The organism is Photobacterium sp. GB-56, from assembly GCF_003026105.1.
In the GTDB taxonomy this organism is placed as follows: Bacteria; Pseudomonadota; Gammaproteobacteria; order Enterobacterales; family Vibrionaceae; genus Photobacterium.
On record NZ_PYNW01000009.1, the window covers coordinates 46,070 to 65,502 of the forward strand.

The 19,433-nt window shown below is 42.6% G+C and carries 17 protein-coding genes and 2 tRNA genes; 3 read left to right on the forward strand and 16 right to left on the reverse strand.

All coding sequences use genetic code 11. The features are described 5' to 3' along the window. Nucleotides 1–93 precede the first annotated feature (93 nt). Both C9J42_RS13355 and C9J42_RS13360 read left to right on the forward strand, forming a co-directional pair. A complete protein-coding gene (locus C9J42_RS13355) occupies nt 94–1,101 on the forward strand; it encodes a peptidase U32 family protein (RefSeq protein WP_107207288.1) in 1,008 nt (335 codons plus the stop codon). Between the two features lie 10 nt (nt 1,102–1,111). Continuing rightward, the gene (locus tag C9J42_RS13360; RefSeq protein WP_107302073.1) at nt 1,112–1,990 is read left to right on the forward strand and encodes a U32 family peptidase; all 879 of its coding nucleotides are present in this window, start codon (nt 1,112–1,114) and stop codon (nt 1,988–1,990) included. A gap of 39 nt (nt 1,991–2,029) precedes the next feature. Here the strand turns inward: C9J42_RS13360 and nlpI are convergent, their stop codons facing one another. The 15 genes from nlpI to rlmE all read right to left on the reverse strand — a co-directional run bounded on the left by nlpI (nt 2,030) and on the right by rlmE (nt 18,194). Further along, on the reverse strand, nt 2,030–2,950 hold the full coding sequence (gene nlpI / locus C9J42_RS13365) for a lipoprotein NlpI (RefSeq protein WP_107260496.1): 921 nt from the start codon (nt 2,948–2,950) through the stop codon (nt 2,030–2,032). Nucleotides 2,951–3,081: 131 nt separating this feature from the next. Further along, nucleotides 3,082–5,208 (reverse strand): polyribonucleotide nucleotidyltransferase, encoded by a 2,127-nt coding sequence (pnp, locus tag C9J42_RS13370; protein ID WP_369917577.1) that lies wholly within the window; start codon nt 5,206–5,208, stop codon nt 3,082–3,084. Between the two features lie 387 nt (nt 5,209–5,595). Next, nucleotides 5,596–5,865 carry a 30S ribosomal protein S15 gene (gene rpsO, locus C9J42_RS13375; protein WP_005369538.1) on the reverse strand — a complete coding sequence of 90 codons (270 nt, stop codon included), beginning with the start codon at nt 5,863–5,865 and terminating at the stop codon, nt 5,596–5,598. Nucleotides 5,866–6,062: 197 nt separating this feature from the next. Beyond that, on the reverse strand, nt 6,063–7,013 hold the full coding sequence (truB, locus tag C9J42_RS13380) for a tRNA pseudouridine(55) synthase TruB (RefSeq protein WP_107302074.1): 951 nt from the start codon (nt 7,011–7,013) through the stop codon (nt 6,063–6,065). Nucleotides 7,014–7,015: 2 nt separating this feature from the next. Continuing rightward, nucleotides 7,016–7,414 (reverse strand): 30S ribosome-binding factor RbfA, encoded by a 399-nt coding sequence (gene rbfA / locus C9J42_RS13385; protein WP_105059538.1) that lies wholly within the window; start codon nt 7,412–7,414, stop codon nt 7,016–7,018. Between the two features lie 93 nt (nt 7,415–7,507). Then, nucleotides 7,508–10,240, reverse strand: a complete 2,733-nt coding sequence (gene infB / locus C9J42_RS13390; RefSeq protein WP_107207284.1) for a translation initiation factor IF-2 — start codon at nt 10,238–10,240, stop codon at nt 7,508–7,510. A gap of 26 nt (nt 10,241–10,266) precedes the next feature. Then, a complete protein-coding gene (gene nusA / locus C9J42_RS13395) occupies nt 10,267–11,754 on the reverse strand; it encodes a transcription termination factor NusA (RefSeq protein WP_107207283.1) in 1,488 nt (495 codons plus the stop codon). Between the two features lie 22 nt (nt 11,755–11,776). Further along, nucleotides 11,777–12,232, reverse strand: coding sequence for a ribosome maturation factor RimP (gene rimP / locus C9J42_RS13400; protein ID WP_005369547.1), 456 nt, complete (start codon nt 12,230–12,232; stop codon nt 11,777–11,779). Nucleotides 12,233–12,420: 188 nt separating this feature from the next. Next, nucleotides 12,421–12,497 (reverse strand) — tRNA-Met (locus tag C9J42_RS13405). 56 nt (nt 12,498–12,553) lie between these two features. Beyond that, nucleotides 12,554–12,638 (reverse strand) — tRNA-Leu (locus tag C9J42_RS13410). Between the two features lie 11 nt (nt 12,639–12,649). Then, complete coding sequence (gene secG, locus C9J42_RS13415; RefSeq protein ID WP_107260501.1) at nt 12,650–12,991, reverse strand: preprotein translocase subunit SecG; 342 nt, start codon at nt 12,989–12,991, stop codon at nt 12,650–12,652. A 263-nt stretch (nt 12,992–13,254) separates the two neighbouring features. After that, complete coding sequence (glmM, locus tag C9J42_RS13420; protein WP_107207280.1) at nt 13,255–14,592, reverse strand: phosphoglucosamine mutase; 1,338 nt, start codon at nt 14,590–14,592, stop codon at nt 13,255–13,257. Nucleotides 14,593–14,658: 66 nt separating this feature from the next. Next, nucleotides 14,659–15,492, reverse strand: coding sequence for a dihydropteroate synthase (folP, locus tag C9J42_RS13425; protein ID WP_107207279.1), 834 nt, complete (start codon nt 15,490–15,492; stop codon nt 14,659–14,661). Nucleotides 15,493–15,559: 67 nt separating this feature from the next. Continuing rightward, on the reverse strand, nt 15,560–17,515 hold the full coding sequence (ftsH, locus tag C9J42_RS13430; RefSeq protein ID WP_107207278.1) for an ATP-dependent zinc metalloprotease FtsH: 1,956 nt from the start codon (nt 17,513–17,515) through the stop codon (nt 15,560–15,562). Between the two features lie 49 nt (nt 17,516–17,564). Beyond that, nucleotides 17,565–18,194: a 23S rRNA (uridine(2552)-2'-O)-methyltransferase RlmE gene (rlmE, locus tag C9J42_RS13435; protein WP_005369560.1), complete on the reverse strand. Its 630-nt coding sequence runs from the start codon at nt 18,192–18,194 to the stop codon at nt 17,565–17,567. A 212-nt stretch (nt 18,195–18,406) separates the two neighbouring features. Here rlmE and yhbY point away from each other — a divergent pair, with 212 nt between their 5' ends. After that, nucleotides 18,407–18,703 (forward strand): ribosome assembly RNA-binding protein YhbY, encoded by a 297-nt coding sequence (yhbY, locus tag C9J42_RS13440; protein WP_045128373.1) that lies wholly within the window; start codon nt 18,407–18,409, stop codon nt 18,701–18,703. Nucleotides 18,704–18,826: 123 nt separating this feature from the next. Here yhbY and greA read toward each other — a convergent pair whose 3' ends face one another. Beyond that, nucleotides 18,827–19,300 (reverse strand): transcription elongation factor GreA, encoded by a 474-nt coding sequence (greA, locus tag C9J42_RS13445; protein ID WP_107207277.1) that lies wholly within the window; start codon nt 19,298–19,300, stop codon nt 18,827–18,829. Nucleotides 19,301–19,433: the final 133 nt, after the last annotated feature.

A 19,433-nucleotide genomic window follows, 5' to 3' on the forward strand; every position in this document is an offset into this window, starting at 1 on the left:
AACGAAAACCTGCCTAAAATCAAAGCGCCATAAGATAAAGAATTTTAGTATCAAAGGTCATAATTTTATTCAAAGACTGGATGATAAAAAATAATGGAGCTTCTCTGCCCCGCTGGTAACCTTCCAGCCTTAAAAACCGCAATTGATAATGGTGCAGATGCCGTTTATATCGGTTTCAAGGATGATACTAACGCCCGCCATTTTGCAGGTTTAAACTTTACAGGCCGTAAACTCGAAAAAGCCGTACAGTACGTAAAAGATCACGACCGTAAATTACATATTGCACTCAACACCTTTGCCCATCCCGATGGTTTCAACCGCTGGACAAAAGCGGTAGATAATGCAGCCGCTATGGGGGTTGATGCGCTGATTGTCGCTGATATTGCAGTGCTTGAATATGCCGCTACAACGTATCCAGATTTAGAACTTCACCTATCAGTACAAGCTTCAGCAACTAACACTGCCGCGATTGATTTTTATAAACAAAATTTCAATATAAAGCGTGTTGTACTGCCTCGGGTTTTATCGATTCATCAAGTAAAACAACTGGCGCGTAATACAGATATGGAGCTAGAAGTCTTTGCTTTTGGTAGCCTATGTATTATGTCTGAAGGGCGTTGCTACTTATCGTCTTACATGACCGGTGAATCTCCTAATACTGTAGGCGCTTGTTCACCAGCCAAATTTGTCCGTTGGCAAGAAACGCCACAAGGCTTAGAGTCTCGCTTAAACGAAGTACTGATTGACCGCTATGGCCATGGTGAAAACGCTGGCTACCCTACACTGTGTAAAGGTCGCTTTGATATCAACATCGATGGTGAGAACAAACGCTATCACGCCCTTGAAGAGCCAACGAGCCTCAATACCCTGGAGATTCTTCCTGAGCTATTTAAGGCCAATATCGCCTCAGTAAAAATTGAAGGTCGTCAGCGTAGCCCTGCTTATGTTGAACAGGTCACCCGCACATGGCGTGCAGCGATTGATCACTATTTAGCTAATCCAGAAGGCTACCAAGTAAATCCTGCTTGGAATGCATGTCTTGGTAATGTATCAGAAGGTAAACAAACCACACTCGGTGCTTATCACCGTAAATGGCAATAGGAGCCAAACCATGAAATATTCTCTTGGCCCATTACTTTACTTCTGGCCTAAAAATGATGTTGAAACGTTTTACCAACAAGCAAAAAACAGCAATGTTGATATCATTTATTTAGGCGAAAGTGTATGTTCAAAACGCCGTGAGCTAAAGCCTGCACAATGGTTAGAGATCGCGAAAGATATTGCCGATAGTGGAAAACAAGTCGTGCTATCGACAATGGCGCTACTCGAAGCGCCAAGCGAAGTGAATATCATGAAAAAGTACATCGATAATGGTGATTTTATCATTGAAGCTAACGACGTCTCTGCGATTCAATTAGCCTCTGAAGCAAAAATTCCTTTTGTCGTCGGTCCTGCGGTTAACTGTTATAACGCCCAAACATTAAACCTGTTTTTAAAACAAGGTATGACCCGCTGGTGTATGCCAGTTGAGTTATCACGTGAATGGTTAAATAACACCTTAATTGAATGTGAAAAACTTGGCATTCGCAATCAATTTGAAACGGAAGTGTTTAGCTATGGCTATCTACCGTTAGCATATTCTGCCCGTTGCTTTACCGCTCGCGCAGAAAATCGCGCCAAAGATGACTGTGAAACCTGCTGTATCAAGTATCCACAAGGGATCACGGTTAATAGCCAAGAAAACCAAAAAGTCTTTACCCTAAATGGTATTCAGACTCAATCAGGCTACTGCTATAACCTAATAAACGATCTTAAAGGTATGGCTGATATCGTTGATGTCGTGCGTTTAAGTCCACTGGGTCTTGATACATTATCTTTAGTGGATGATTTCCGTGCTAATGAACAAAGTGCAACTCGTCATCAACTAGAGGATAGCCATCAATGTAATGGTTATTGGCATAGCTTAGCTGGATTGAACATCAGCGAGTAATTATTTAAATAAAAAAAGCCGCTAATGCGGCTTTTCTTTTTATCCCCCAGGGACTACTGGGACGGTTTCTTCATTTTGTGTATCAGGGGATTGATCTTGATACGCAGAGTATAATCGACTGAGCTCCAGGAGCGACAACCGGTGTTCAATAAACTCATACACATTCCCCGCTAACGCCAATTTATAGAGCATTACCGCAGTAGAATAATCCTGATTGTTCTGATGTAGCTTACCGAGATAAAAATACGCTTCTGTTAAATGTTCAGCAAGTTGATCGTTATTTTCGCTCTGCTGTGCAATATCACTGAGTAATTCTCGCTCTGTAATTTGCCCTAAAAACAGACGTACCAATTGCCATCCCCACGCTTTTTTATCACTGGCATCATAGCGCTGTTTTAATTGAGCTTGCGCCTTCTCTGGGCTTAATTCAACATCATTAAGGTATAGCCAGATCACGCGATACGGATCATTATGATCCTGTTCGTAATGAGGCAAAAGATCTTGATTCGCTAATTCATAGCGCTCACCGTAGTACAGGGCAATACCGCGATTACGTTGTGCATAAAGATGGTTAGGCGCTAACTCTAAGGTAGAATCAAACGCTTCATAAGCCGCATCAAAATGTGCCATTTGGGTAAAATAGACCCCTAACACATTATATAAATCGGGTTGGTTCGGCTCTAAATTGAGGGATTTATTAAAATCTAATCGCGCTAAATCACGCAACCCTAAGCTGTCATTAACTAGCCCACGCTCGTAATATATTTTCGCTAATGTTGCCTGTGGAATATCGTCTCGCTGCAAAATTTGATCAATGCGAGCTAATTGAATTTGCTGCTGTAAAGTTGGCTGAAATGGAATAGCCATCGGTGGATGAGTCCACTTGGTTGGCATCGCCGAACAGCCTGTTAGCATCATCGCTACAGTCATAACGGCAAATGTAAAGCGAGTTGCTATCAAAGCGCTTCTCCCTAAGGCTTAATAATCACGATCCTATTGTATTACTCTACACCATAGAACACGGCATGATGTTTTTTAGATAACAAAAAGGGGCTAGATAGCCCCTTTATATCATGCTTTTAGCAAAAAACTTAGCCTTGAGGCTGTTCGTTTTGAGCTGGCGCTTCAGCAGCAGGTGTTTCAACTGCTTCTTTCATGCTTAGACGGATACGGCCTTGACGGTCGATTTCTAGCACTTTAACTTGAACTTCTTGACCCATTTGTAGGTAGTCAGACACTTTCTCTACACGATCTTGTGAGATTTGAGAAATGTGTACTAGACCTTCTTTAGTACCAATCACAGATACAAACGCACCGAAATCAACGATACGCATTACTTTACCTGTGTAGATACGACCTACTTCAACGTCAGCTGTGATTTCTTCGATACGACGGATTGCTTCTTTCGCAGCAGTACCTTCAGTCGCAGCGATCTTCACTGTGCCATCATCTTCGATCTCGATTGTAGTACCCGTTTCTTCAGTAAGTGCACGAATAACAGCACCACCTTTACCGATAACATCTTTGATCTTCTCAGGGTTGATCTTCATCGTATGGATACGAGGAGCGAACTGAGAGATATCTTCACGTGGAGTATTGATTGCGTTATCCATTACGCTAAGGATGTGCTTACGCGCGCCTTTAGCTTGGTTAAGAGCAATCTGCATGATCTCTTTAGTGATACCTTCGATCTTGATATCCATTTGAAGTGCAGTAATACCGTCATCAGTACCTGCTACTTTAAAGTCCATGTCACCTAGGTGATCTTCGTCACCAAGGATGTCAGAAAGAACAACGAAATCGTCGCCTTCTTTAACAAGACCCATTGCGATACCCGCAACAGACGCTTTAATTGGCACACCAGCGTCCATAAGAGCAAGAGACGTACCACATACAGAAGCCATTGAAGATGAACCGTTAGATTCAGTGATTTCTGATACTACACGTACTGTGTATGGGAATTCGTCTACAGATGGCATTACAGCAGCAATACCACGCTTAGCCAGTTTACCGTGACCAATTTCACGACGCTTAGGCGAACCTACAAAACCCGTCTCACCTACACAGTATGGAGGGAAGTTGTAGTGTAGTAGGAAGTGATCTTTCGTCTCACCAGTTAGACCATCAATGATCTGTGCGTCACGTTGTGTACCCAATGTTGCAGTAACAAGTGCCTGAGTTTCACCACGAGTAAATAGTGAAGAACCGTGAGTACGTGGAAGGACACCAGTACGTACGTCTAACGCACGAACCATGTCTTTTTCACGACCATCAATACGTGGATTACCCGCAATAATGCGACCACGTACAACTGTCTTCTCTAGATCGTGGAAGATAGTGTGGATTTCTTTTGTATTTGCTTCTGCATCTTCAGCAAGAATTGCATCGTTAACTTCACCAGCAATCTCATGAATGCGGTCGTAACGCGCCATTTTCTCAGTGATTTGGTAAGCATCAACAAGCTTAGCTTCAGCAAGCTCTGCGATCTTATTTTTAAGTGCAGTGTTCTCTTGAGGAGCAACCCAATCCCAAGCTGGTGTAGCCACTTCAGCAGCAAACTCGTTGATTGCATTGATAGCAACTTGTTGTTGGTCATGACCAAATACAACCGCTTGTAGCATTTGCTCTTCAGATAGACGATCAGCTTCTGACTCAACCATTAGTACAGCATCTTTTGTACCAGCAACAACAAGATCTAGACGGCTTTCTTCTAGCTCAACATTGCTTGGGTTAAGTACGAATTGATCGTTGATGTAACCAACACGTGCCGCACCGATAGGACCATTAAATGGAATACCAGAAATAGCAAGTGCTGCAGATGTACCGATCATAGTTACGATGTCAGGGCTTACTGCAGGGTTAACAGAAACCACAGTAGCGATAACTTGAACTTCGTTTTTGAAATCGTCAGGGAATAGTGGGCGGATTGGACGGTCAATTAGACGTGCAGTCAGAGTTTCGCCTTCAGAAGGGCGACCTTCGCGCTTGAAGAAACCACCAGGAATTTTACCTGCAGCGTAAGTACGCTCTTGGTAGTTCACTGTTAGTGGGAAGAAGTCTTGGCCTTCTACTGCTGTTTTCTTACCAACAACAGAAACGAACACAGAAGTGTCGTCCATGCTAACCATTACTGCAGCCGTCGCTTGACGTGCCATAACACCAGTCTCTAGAGTAACCGTGTGGTTACCGTACTGGAAAGTCTTTACGATAGGATTCACGTGAATTTCCTTAAATATATTCCGCTTTCTATTTGCTTGCTAATTATAACTAAGACAAACAACAGCGTCATGTGATGATATTCACTTTCATGTAATTTCACGTATCGCGACTAAGGAAATATCTCATCATGATGAGGTATTTTATTAGCCGCGACCTAAAGGTCGACGAAAACGACTCGTGATACATAAAAATGGGATTAACTACAGCTTCTCTTTTTATCTATCATATTCCTGCCTTAGCATGCATACAACAAACATAAGATTAACTTCGGTACAGATAGTAGACGAAATTGAGGAAAATAACAGAAGGAAAAATATAAACTGCGGTATGTATTATCTTTTAAAACAAAAAGAAAGGAGCCATAAGGCTCCTTTCTAAAAGCAATCTTAGCGACGTAGGCCTAGACGCTTGATTAGGTCTTGGTAACGATCTAGGTTCTTACCTTTTAGGTAATCTAGAAGCTTACGACGACGAGAAACCATACGTAGCAGACCGCGACGGCTGTGGTGGTCGTGTTTGTGGTTAGCAAAGTGACCTTGAAGGTGGTTGATTTGCGCTGTTAAAAGTGCAACCTGAACTTCAGGAGAACCAGTATCATTTTCACATTGTGCGTATTCTGCAACGATTGCTGCTTTAGTTTCTGCATTCAGAGACATAACTCATTCCTAATACAAAGATGTTTTAATTTGTGCCGCCAATCTCTGATTCAGCCGGCACCCAAGCCGCGGATTATACTGATCGATATAGATAACTACAAGCGAATAATTAGTAACCACGACAATAATAAACAATAAATAGAAGTCTTCATTGCATTCTTTAAAAGCAAAGCAGTAAGTGGTTCTACCGTTGTCAATTAATCTTGCTGATGTTCATTCGCCATGACGCGTTTTGGCGCTAGCATACCTTTAAGATCGATAGTCCCCACACCAATAAACTCACGCTCAGAGCCGACAGAAATACGTACTAAGGTCCCTTTTGCAGGAACATTGTCAGCTTCTACCGGATTACCATTAAGCACATGCACCGCAACCTCAGCACTGATATTCACTTCAGGCAAATCTTGTACTGCGGTGTCAGTTGGTAGCAATAACGCATCCAGCACAGAGCCTGGTTCTACCTCATTGGCTTTTGCATCATCAAGCATCTCTTGTAACTGCTCAATAGTAACCATTCGCTCATACGGGAAGTTAGAAACCCCTGTACGACGCAACATGATAACGTGAGCACCACAACCTAACATTTCGCCCAGATCATCAACGATAGTACGAATATAAGTACCTTTTGATACATGAAGTTCCATTTCAACTTCATTATTATCAAAACGCAGTAAATCAACAGAATAAACAGTAATTTTTCGTGATTCACGAGGAACCTCGACGCCTTCACGTGCATATTCGTATAATTTACGCCCTTTGTACTTCAGCGCAGAATACATTGATGGGATCTGATCTGTTGTACCACGGAACTTATCAATACACGCTTCGAGTTGCTCACGATTAACGTTCACATCACGTGTTTCAACTACTTCGCCATCAGAATCAGAAGTATCAGTACGTTCGCCCAGTTTTGCGATCACACGATAGCGTTTATCTGAATCTAACAAGAACTGAGAGAACTTTGTTGCTTCACCAAAACAGATGGGCAGCATACCCGTCGCCAAAGGATCAAGCGCACCAGTATGGCCCGCCTTTTGAGCAAAAAAGATACGTTTTACTTTCTGTAAGGTATCGTTTGAACTAATTCCCGTAGGCTTATCAACTAAAATGACACCATTAATTGGGCGACCTTTACGACGACGTGCCATGCTTATTCCTCGCCTTTCTCTTCGTCTTCATCACCACGACGATCTTCATCGTCACGTACCGCTTTCGATACTAGGTTTGAAATACGCATACCTTCTGTTAGAGACTGATCAAAAATAAAGTTCAGCTCAGGTGTTACACGTAAACGGATCTCTTTACCTAATAGTGAACGAATGTAAGGCGCCATTTCACGTAATGCTTCTAGGCTACCTTCAGCGGTTTGCTCACCGATTGGGAAAAACGTCACATAGATTTTGGCGTAATTCATATCACGTGATACATCAACGCTTGAAATCGTTGTCATTGCGATCGCTGGATCTTTGATTTCACGCTGTAGAATTACAGCTAATTCTTTTTGTAGCTGCTGTGCTACACGTTGGGTACGGCTAAATTCTTTTGCCATTTTGTTGCTCTCTCTAAGAATAGGGCTCTTGAAAGAATGGGGAGCCGAAGCTCCCCATAATCATGTTGTTGAATCAGTTAGCGACGTTGATAATTAATCAAGAGTACGCTGAATTTCAACAATTTCGTAAACTTCGATCTGATCACCAACGCGAACATCATTGTAGTTCTTAACGCCGATACCACATTCGTAGCCGTTCTTAACTTCGTTAACGTCATCTTTAAAGCGACGTAGTGACTCAAGCTCACCTTCGTAGATTACTACGTTATCACGTAGAACACGGATAGGGTTGTTACGCTTGATAGTACCTTCAGTTACCAAACAACCAGCGATTGCGCCAATCTTAGGTGACTTAAATACGTCACGAACTTCAGCAAGACCAATGATCTCTTGCTTGAATTCAGGAGCAAGCATACCGCCCATTGCCGCTTTAACTTCGTCAATTAGCTGGTAAATGATTGAGTAGTAACGTAAGTCTAGGTTTTCATTTTCGATAGTACGACGCGCAGACGCATCAGCACGAACGTTGAAACCAAGCACGATAGCGTTAGAAGCTGCTGCAAGTACTGCGTCAGTTTCAGTAATACCACCAACACCAGAACCTACGATATTCACTTTAACTTCATCAGTAGAAAGTTTACGTAGAGAATCTGCGATAGCTTCTACAGAACCTTGAACGTCAGCCTTAAGCACAACGTTAAGCTCTGCAACTTCACCAGCTGTCATGTTAGAGAACATGTTCTCTAGTTTCGCTTTCTGCTGGCGAGCTAGTTTAACATCACGGAATTTACCTTGACGGTAAAGTGCAACTTCACGTGCTTTACGCTCGTCACGTACAACAGTCGCTTCGTCACCAGATGCTGGTACGCCTGAAAGACCTAAGATCTCTACAGGGATAGATGGACCCGCTTCTTCGATTTCTTGACCTAGTTCGTTACGCATCGCACGAACACGACCGTACTCTAAGCCACAAAGAACGATATCGCCCTTATGAAGCGTACCTTCTTGAACAAGAACAGTCGCTACAGGACCACGGCCTTTATCAAGACGTGATTCTACAACCACACCTTTAGCCATGCCTTCAGAGGCTGCTGTTAGTTCAAGTACTTCAGACTGAAGTAGAATAGCTTCTAGTAAGCCTTCGATGTTTGTACCCTGTTTCGCAGAGATGTGAACAAACATGTTCTCACCGCCCCACTCCTCAGGAATAACGTCGTATTGAGCAAGCTCGTTTTTAACGTTATCTGGGTTAGCATCTTCTTTATCGATCTTGTTTACCGCAACGATCAAAGGAACACCTGCCGCTTTCGCGTGCTGGATTGCTTCGATTGTTTGAGGCATCACACCATCGTCAGCTGCAACCACTAGTACAACGATATCTGTCGCTTGAGCACCACGAGCACGCATAGCTGTAAACGCTGCGTGTCCAGGAGTATCAAGGAAAGTGATCATACCGTTGTCAGTTTCAACGTGGTATGCACCGATGTGCTGAGTAATACCACCGGCTTCGCCAGAAGCAACGTGCGCTTTACGGATGTAATCAAGTGTTGATGTTTTACCGTGGTCAACGTGACCCATGATAGTTACAACAGGCGCGCGAGAAACTTTTGCTAGGTCATCTGCGTTACGATCAGAAAGCACTGACTCTTCAAGCTCGTTTTCTTTACGTAGAATAACTTTGTGACCCATTTCTTCAGCAACAAGTGCTGCTGTTTCTTGGTCGATAACTTGGTTGATAGTCGCCATAGCGCCCATCTTCATCATCACCTTGATAACTTCAACGCCTTTTACAGACATCTTGTTAGCAAGTTCAGAAACAACTATTGTTTCGCCAATAACAACGTCTTGCTTAGCAACTTGCGCTGTTTTGTCGAAGCCATGTTGCATTGAGCTTGGCTTGTTCATTTGAGGTTTACCGCGACCACGTTGGTTACGGCCACCACGGCCACCGCGCTCATCTTGCTTAGCAGCTGGCTTTTTCTTCTTACGACGGCGAGAAGTTTCTTCTTTGCGGTCTTGTTCATCTTCCGCAGCACGTGCGTAAGTTGATGTCGTTGTATGGTAATCAGATTTTTCCATACTTACGTTTTGATCAGGTTTTACCCCGTTCTTTTCATTCTGTTCTGCCATCTTGCGAGCCTCTTCTAGCTGGCGCTGACTTTCTTCTTCGGCTTTTCGCTTGGCTTCCTCTTCCAGACGACGCTGTAGTGCCTCAGCATCTAGTTTAGCCTGTTTGTCAGCAACAGCGCGTAAAGCTTTCTCTTCAGCTTTACGCTTTTCCTGTTTGGTACGATTCGCCTTTTCCTCTGCGTCTCGCTTTGCTTTTTCTTCCGCTTCTCGTTTTGCAGATTCTTCTGCTTTACTCTGCTCTTCTTTGGCACGCTTAGCTGCTACTTCAGCTTCACGTTTTGCAGCTTCTTCCGCTGCTTTTTTGGCAATAGCTTCCGCTTCACGTTTTGCGGCTTCTTCGGCTTCACGCTTCACAGCTTCTTCCGCTGCGCGTTGTTCCTCTTCCAAAGCTGAACGTTTTACGTAAGTGCGCTTTTTACGCACTTCAACTTGAACATTTTTGTTCTTGCCGCCGCTACCAGACACGCTCAGCGTACTGCGTGTCTTACGTTGCAAAGTAAGACGATTTGGAGCGCCGTCAGTATTGCTGTTACCTCCATGCTCTTTTTGGAGATGGTTAAGTAACGCCTGCTTTTCGGTTTGGCTTACATTTTCATCAGCTTTCTTAGCAATACCTGCCTCTGAGAGCTGTTGAAGTAAACGGTCAATTGGCGTACCAATTTCTTCCGCCAATGTTTTAACGGTAACCTCTGACATAATGCTCCTCCCTTGCTTTATATTGATTACGCTTCGTCGCTGAACCAGCAAATATTACGTGCAGCCATAATTAGCTCACCCGCTTTTGCATCGTCCACGCCTTCGATATCGGTCAAGTCATCAGTTCCCTGATCAGCAAGATCCTCAAGCGTACAAATACCTTTTGCTGCTAGTTTAAATGCTAACTCGCGCTCAAGGCCTTCAAGACCTAATAGGTCTTCAGCTGGCTCAGCACCGTCAAGCGATTCTTCTTTAGCAAGCGCAAGTGTCGTTAATGCAGCTTTTGCACGACTACGTAGTTGATCGATAGTCTCTTCATCAAGACCATCAACATCCATTAGCTCACTTACTGGAACGTAAGCAATTTCTTCTAATGTAGTGAAACCTTCTTCAACCAATACCGTTGCGAATTCTTCATCAATATCTAGGTGCTTAGTAAACACTTCAATTGACTCTTTCGCTTCTTCTTGGTGCTTCTTCTGAAGATCTTCAACCGTCATTACGTTTAGTTCCCAACCAGTAAGTTGAGAAGCCAGACGCACGTTCTGACCACTACGACCAATCGCTTGTGCTAAATTATCTTTCTGCACTGCGATATCCATCGTATGGTTATCTTCATCAACAATGATTGAATCAACTTCAGCCGGAGCCATCGCATTGATCACGTATTGCGCTGGATTCTCATCCCAAAGCACGATATCAATACGCTCGCCGCCAAGCTCACCAGAAACCGCTTGAACACGTGCACCACGCATACCAACACACGCACCCACTGGGTCAATACGTTTATCGTTAGTTTTTACTGCAATTTTTGCACGTGAACCAGGATCGCGAGCAGCGCCCATTAGTTCAATAAGCTCTTCGCCCATTTCTGGCACTTCAATACGGAATAGCTCAGAAAGCATTTCTGGCTTAGAACGTGTCATGAATAACTGGAAGCCACGCGCTTCTGGCGCAACTTTGTATAGCAGACCACGTACACGGTCACCCGGACGGAAGTTTTCACGTGGAAGCTGATCATCACGCTGGATAACAGCTTCAGCATTATTACCAAGATCGATAATAACCGCATCACGGTTTACTTTTTTAACGATACCAGTGATTAACTCACCTTCATTATCGATAAATTGCTCAACAATTTGAGCGCGCTCAGCTTCACGTACTTTTTGTACGATAACTTGTTTTGCAGTTTGTGTCGTAATACGGTCAAACGTTACCGATTCAATATCATCTTCAACGTAATCGCCAGCAACAATTGTTGGATCTTCAAACTGTGCCGCTTCAAGAGTAATCTCAAGCGTTGGCTGAGTCACTTCTTCTACCGCTTTCCAGCGACGGAAAGTTTCAAACTCACCAGTTTTACGATCAATTGCAACACGTACATCAATTTCTGCTTCATGTTTCTTTTTCGTTGCCGTTGCAAGTGCGATTTCTAATGCTTCAAAAATACGCTCACGAGGAACAGCTTTTTCGTTGGATACCGCTTCTACGACAGCCAAGATTTCTTTGTTCATTTCTAATGCCCCAATTTAGCGGTTAGAATTTTGGAACCAGGTTGGCCTTAGAGATATTGCTCAGTGCAAAGGACTCTTCATTGCCATCTACTTTAAGTGTGATCAATTCGCCTTCAACTGCGACAATGTCACCTTTCCACTTACGACGGTTACCCATCGCCATTTTTAACACTATGTTAGCTTCGTGGCCAACAAACTGTTGATAATGTGCTGCTTTGAATAGTGGTCTTTCCAATCCAGGGGAAGATACTTCCAAGTTATAAGCAACAGTAATTGGATCTTCAACATCCATTACGGCACTTATTTGGCGACTAACTTCTGCGCAATCATCAACATTGATACCATTTTCATGGTCAATAAATACGCGAAGTGTGGAGTGCTCACCAGCACGAATGAACTCTAAACCTACCAGTTCATAGCCTAAAGCTAATACTGATGGTTCAAGCATTTCGGTTAATTGTGTCTCTAAAGCTGTCAAAACAACCCCCCTGGAAACAAAAAAAGGGCATAAAGCCCAGTAGATACCTGAATGGTCATGTTTCAGATAATAAAAAACCCCGAATTACGGGGTTTTTTATTACTGGACCCTGATTACCGAGACTCTATAAATCTGCCTCAGTAAGAAAACAAACATTCGTATTTAAGAATAGTTTATTTTCAGGAAAGTGGTTGCGGGGGCTGGATTTGAACCAACGACCTTCGGGTTATGAGCCCGACGAGCTACCAAGCTGCTCCACCCCGCGTCCGAATTCTAACGATTATATCGTTCGGGCGTTACTTTTTCAAGTAACCAGTATAATGGTGCCGAGAAGGGGACTTGAACCCCTACACCTTGCGGCACTAGCACCTCATGCTAGCGTGTCTACCAATTTCACCATCTCGGCTAAATCTTTAATTACTGAGGGATCTCATCAGTTGATGGCGCCTTCTCAGTTTTTGTTTTTTCAACAACAGGTTGTGTTGTCGCTGGTGCAGTTAGGTTATCCCAACTACTTCCCTCTGTTGCTTGTTTTGCACTCATGTTGCCAAGAACAAGGCTGATAACAAAGAAAATTGCAGCCAAAACTGTTGTCATTCGGGTTAAAAAGTTACCGGAACCGCTAGAGCCAAACAATGTGCCTGATGCTCCAGCCCCAAATGAGGCTCCCATATCTGCGCCTTTACCTTGCTGAACCAAAACTAGGCCAATCACACCAAGCGCGGCGACAAGATAAATCACAAGTAGAATTTCGTACATGGCTTCCACCTATGGTTAAATTGCTATGCCAGCTTTGCTCTAGGCAGGGCCAGCGCACTCCATCTTCCAAGGAGCGACTGAATACTAGCGAAACCCTATCGTAGTGACAAGTAATATTTGATGAAAAATGCTTTACACCACACCACTTGCACAACATTTAGCCAAAACGAAGTCGACATAAAAATATAGGCAGAGTATCACGCTACCCTGCCTTCTTGTTTGTGCGATAAAATTCGTAATTGAAATTTATCGCAAAATGCAAATTAACAGTTTTCTTTTACTGCTTTTGCAATATCAAGAGCATATTGCTGAACATCAGCCGCATCTTGTCCTTCAACCATAACACGAATTAATGGCTCAGTGCCTGACTTACGTAACAATACGCGACCATTATCACCTAACTTTTCTTCAACTAATTTAGTTGCAGTAATAACTTCATCAGACTTTAATGGATCAGAAGTCCCTTTGAAACGTACATTCTCAAGTACTTGAGGGAACATAACCATACCATCACAAAGCTCTTTTAAGCTCATCTTACTTGCAACGATTGATGCCATTACTTGAAGACCTGCAACAATACCATCGCCTGTTGTCACTTTATCAAGCAAAATGACATGACCAGAGTTCTCTGCACCAATCAACCAATCTTGCTTCTGCAGCTCTTCCATTACATAACGATCGCCTACTTTTGCGCGAACAAATGGAATGCCTAAATTCTTAAGAGCAACTTCCATGCCCATATTTGTCATTAATGTACCAACAACGCCCCCTTTTAGTTCGCCACGACGTAATGCATCACGAGCAATAATGTAGGCTATTTGGTCACCATCAACTTTATTACCTAACTCATCAACCATGATCACACGATCGCCATCACCATCCAATGCAATACCAAAGTCCGCTTTTTCTTCAAGTACCTTAGCCTGAAGCGCAGCAACATCCGTTGCTCCTACTTTATCGTTAATGTTCACACCATTAGGCTCACAACCGATAGCAATCACTTCGGCCCCTAACTCTGAAAATACTTTGGGTGCAATGTGATAAGTTGCACCATGAGCACAATCAACAACAACCTTAAAACCTTCAAGGCTTAAATGTGTTGGAAAAGTCCCTTTACAAAATTCAATGTAGCGTCCAGCTGCATCATCGATACGATAAGCTTTACCAAGCAATGCTGATTCAACACAGGTTAATGGTTTTTCCATTTCAGCTTCAATTGCAAGTTCAATATCATCCGGTAATTTAGTACCTTGAGCTGAAAAGAATTTAATACCATTATCATAATAAGGATTGTGAGAAGCGGAAATAACAATACCAGCTTCTGCTCGGAACGTACGAGTGAGATAAGCAACTGCTGGTGTTGGCATTGGTCCAGTGAATGCGGCCTTTAAACCAGCTGCAGCTAGGCCTGCTTCTAAAGCTGACTCCAACATATAGCCAGAGATACGGGTATCTTTACCAATTAAGACTTTTTTTGTCCCCGTTTGTGATAATACGCGGCCAGCAGCCCACCCTAACTTCATTACAAAGTCTGGTGTAATTGGTGCTTCACCGACTAAACCACGAATACCATCAGTACCAAAGAACTTACGTTCAGACATGTTTTGCTCCTAGCTATATTGAATACTTCAGTGACGAACAAATTAATGACACATCACAATTCACTTTTATTTCGATTGTTGCAGTACCATATTATAAATTTTCATGACTTCAGCTGTTTCTCTAGCATCATGAACTCGAATAATATGCGCACCTTTCATTGCTGCAATGGTAGCACAAGCTAAACTTCCCGCGAGACATTCAGCAGGTGGCTTACCTAATAAATTGAATATCATTGATTTACGTGACATCCCGGCTAATACAGGTAAACCAAATTGATGAAATTGTTCAAATTTCGCTAACATTTGATAATTATGTTCAAGCGTTTTACCAAACCCAAAACCAGGATCTAGGATCAACTGCTGACGTGAAATTCCAACATTTTCACACGCTGAAATTCGCTCACTCAGAAAATCAGAAACATCCTGAATAAGATGATTATAATTCGGTTGGTGCTGCATTGTACGAGGCTGGCCTTGCATATGCATCAAGCAAATCGGCACATTGGCTTTTGCGGCAACCTCTAATGCATTAGGCTCTTGCAACGCACGTACATCATTAATCAGATCGGCCCCTGCATTTACCGCCTCTTTCATGACCTGAGCTTTACTGGTATCAATTGAAATCCAACAATCAAAACGTTGACGAATAGCTTCAATGATCGGTACCACGCGATCTAACTCTTCACTAAGTGCCACCTCTTTAGCACCAGGTCGCGTTGATTCACCACCGATATCAATAATGGATGTGCCAGCTTGCAGCATGCTTTCCACATGATTGAGCGCATAATCAATACGATTAAACTTTCCACCATCAGAAAATGAATCTGGCGTAACATTTAAAATTCCCATGACCTGTGGGGTAGATAGTTCTAAATTTTTATTACGACTGGTTAACTGCATCTGCTATTCCATTTTATTAAGATAAAAAAAACCCTGACCGAGGCCAGGGTTTTTATTCAACGCTAAATTAAGCCTGAGGTTTTGTATCGGTATCGTCTTCTTTCGTCAACGCATCAATACCATCGCCAATTGGCTCATCAGGTGCTAATTCAGTTTCAGGTGCTTCTTTACCTGATGGTTTCATTGTATCGTCATTATCCGACCAACCTTTCGGTGCACGGATTTCTGCTTTACGTTCCATCAAGTCATCAATCTGACCTGCGTCAATAGTTTCATATTTCATCAATGCATCTTTCATTGCATGCATGATATCCATATTATCAACTAGAATTTGACGAGCACGTTGATAGTTACGATCAATTAAGGTGCGAACTTCAGTATCAATCAGTTTTGCAGTGTCATCAGACATATGCTTACTTTGTGTAACTGAACGACCAAGGAAGACTTCCCCTTCATCTTCAGCATAAAGTAATGGACCTAACTTCTCAGAGAAGCCCCACTGAGTCACCATCTTACGTGCAATATCAGTTGCGCGTTCAATGTCATTTGATGCACCTGTTGATACTTTATCTACGCCGTAAATCAATTCTTCAGCTAAACGACCACCGTAAAGACTTGAGATCATTGACTCCAAGAACTCACGAGAGTGACTTACACGATCTTGCTCGGGTAAGTACATCGTTACACCTAGCGCACGACCACGTGGAATAATCGATACTTTATATACAGGATCATGATCCGGTACTAAACGACCAATAATTGCGTGACCTGCTTCGTGATACGCAGTTGATTCTTTTTGATCTTCAGACATAACCATTGATTTACGCTCTGCGCCCATCATGATCTTATCTTTCGCTAATTCGAACTCAACCATCGAAACAGTACGCTTGTTACCACGGGCAGCAAATAATGCCGCTTCGTTAACAAGGTTTGCTAAATCAGCACCAGAGAAACCTGGTGTACCACGAGCAATCAATGATGGATTTACATCACCATCTAGTGGCACTTTACGCATGTGAACTTTAAGGATCTGCTCACGACCGCGTACATCAGGAAGACCTACCACTACTTGACGGTCAAAACGACCAGGACGCAGTAATGCTGGGTCTAGTACGTCGGGACGGTTCGTTGCAGCAATAACGATAATACCCTCATTGCCTTCGAAACCATCCATCTCAACTAGCATCTGGTTCAGTGTTTGTTCACGCTCATCGTGACCACCACCTACACCAGCACCACGTTGACGACCTACCGCATCGATTTCATCGATAAAGATGATACAAGGCGCAGCCTTTTTTGCTTGTTCGAACATGTCACGCACACGAGATGCACCAACACCAACAAACATTTCAACAAAGTCAGAACCAGAAATAGTAAAGAACGGTACTTTCGCCTCACCTGCAATCGCTTTTGCAAGTAACGTTTTACCTGTACCAGGAGGACCAACCATCAACACACCTGTTGGGATTTTACCACCTAGCTTTTGGAAACGGCTTGGATCACGTAAGTAATCAACCAGTTCTTTAACGTCTTCTTTCGCTTCATCACAACCAGCCACATCGGCGAACGTTGTTTTGATTTGGTCTTCGCTCATCATACGCGCTTTAGATTTACCGAACGACATGGCACCTTTGCCACCACCGCCCTGCATCTGACGCATAAAGAATATCCAAACACCAATTAATAGAAGCATTGGGAACCACGAAATGAAGATTGAAGCCAATAGGCTAGGCTCTTCAGGTGGTGTACCAGAAACAGCTACGTTAGCGTTAATTAGATCGTCTAACAGCTTAGGATCATTAGCGACAGGTAAGTATGTTACATAGCTCGCATTATCACGTTTGGTTACAGTGATTTCACGATCATTGAATCGCACTTCCTTTATCTGATCCTGACCGATTTGACGGACAAATGTCGTATAGTCTACTTGACCACTTGCTTTACTACTGTTGGTTCCAAAGCTTTGGAATACAGACATAAGAACAACGGCAATGACTAACCATAAAATCAAGTTTTTTGCCATGTCACTCAAGGTGTTAACCTCGCGATAACTAAAAGATGAATGTAGATTACTACAGTTTGTAACCTGTAGCCACAATATAGACTTCACGCGAGCGATCTCGCGAGGAATCTGGTTTACGAATTTTAACCACTTTGAACATACTACGAATTTCAGCTAGATATTGGTCAAAGCCTTCGCCTTGGAAAACTTTTACCGTAAAACTGCCATTCGGCGCAAGTACTTGTCGACACATATCTAATGCAAGCTCAACAAGATACATCGCTCTCGGTTGGTCGGATGCAAGATTACCACTCATATTAGGTGCCATATCAGACATCACCACGTCAACCATATCTGGTTGAATGCGGTCCAATAGTGCATCTAACACAGCCTCTTCTCGGAAATCACCTTGCAGGAAACTAACACCTGGAAGGGAATCCATTGGCAAAATATCACAAGCAATGACTTGTCCTTCACTACCTACAATTTCTGCCGCATATTGTGACCAACCACCTGGTGCAGCACCAAGGTCAACCACTGTCATGCCCGGTTTTAATAACTTATCTTTGTTCTGAATTTCTTCAATTTTAAAGAAAGCACGTGAACGATAACCACGTTTTTGTGCTTCCTGAACATATTTATCGTCGAAATGCTCTTTTAGCCAGCGGCCAGAACTGCCGGATTGTTTTTTTCTACTCATGCCTAACCTAATGAGTTGAGATACTTGTTAAGTATACGTCTGCCAAAGGCTTTATCGCATCTAATTCATTAAAATGTACAATCAAAATGTGCAGTACAACTCAAACACTACAAATTTTCATGCTGTCATAATGCAAACAAATTAGTCTTCTAGTCTAGATGGCGGTAGAATGTCACGTTTTCAACCCTAATAACCAAAAAAATAGAGTCATCATGAATCTAAGCACCAAACAAAAGCAATTCCTAAAAGGTCTTGCTCACAATCTAAAACCAGTTGTACTTATGGGTGCAAACGGCCTAACAGAAGCTGTATTGGCTGAAATTGAAATTGCACTTAACCATCATGAATTGATCAAAGTTAAGGTTGCTACTGAAGATCGTGAAACTAAAGTTTTAATCGTCGACGCTATCGTTCGCGAAACTAAAGCTGAAAAAGTGCAGGTTATCGGTAAAACGTTAGTTCTTTACCGCCAGAGTGAAGATCGTAAAATCGAGCTTCCTCGTAAATAAAAAAGGCCGCCTAGCGGCCTTTTTTGTATCTATTATTAATACAAAAAAATGCATTAATTGCTAATCGATATCACCTATTTTAGTGATTATATTTTCTGATGAATATAATCATCATTAAAATTATTAGATGTATTTCACTTCTACAATTTCAAACTCTTTTTGACCGCCAGGCGTGGTAATCGCAACCTCATCACCTTCCATCTTACCGATCAAACCACGTGCAATTGGTGAATTCACTGAAATTAAGTTTTCCTTAATATTCGCTTCATCATCACCCACGATACAGTATGTCACTTCACTCTCGGTATCTAAATCTAGCAAAGTGATTGTAGTACCAAAAATCACTTTGCCTGTATTTGGCATCGTAGTTACATCAATAATTTGAGCAACAGATAGTTTGTATTCAATATCACGAATTTGCGCTTCACAAATACCTTGCTCTTCACGAGCCGCATGGTATTCCGCATTTTCTTTTAAGTCGCCAAGCTCACGTGCTTCTGCGATCGCCTGAGAAATAAGAGGGCGACGCTTCAACAATACTTCAAGTTCACTACGTAGCTTTTGTTCGCCACGTACAGTCATTGGCACTTTTTCCATAAATAAATTACCTCAATAACCTGATAGCGCACGCCAATTTCAGGAAATAAAAAAGCTAGCCCAATCGTGATTGAGCTAACAGTGTATATGTCACGATGTTTATCATATTAAACAAAGATGGACAAGAGATCAT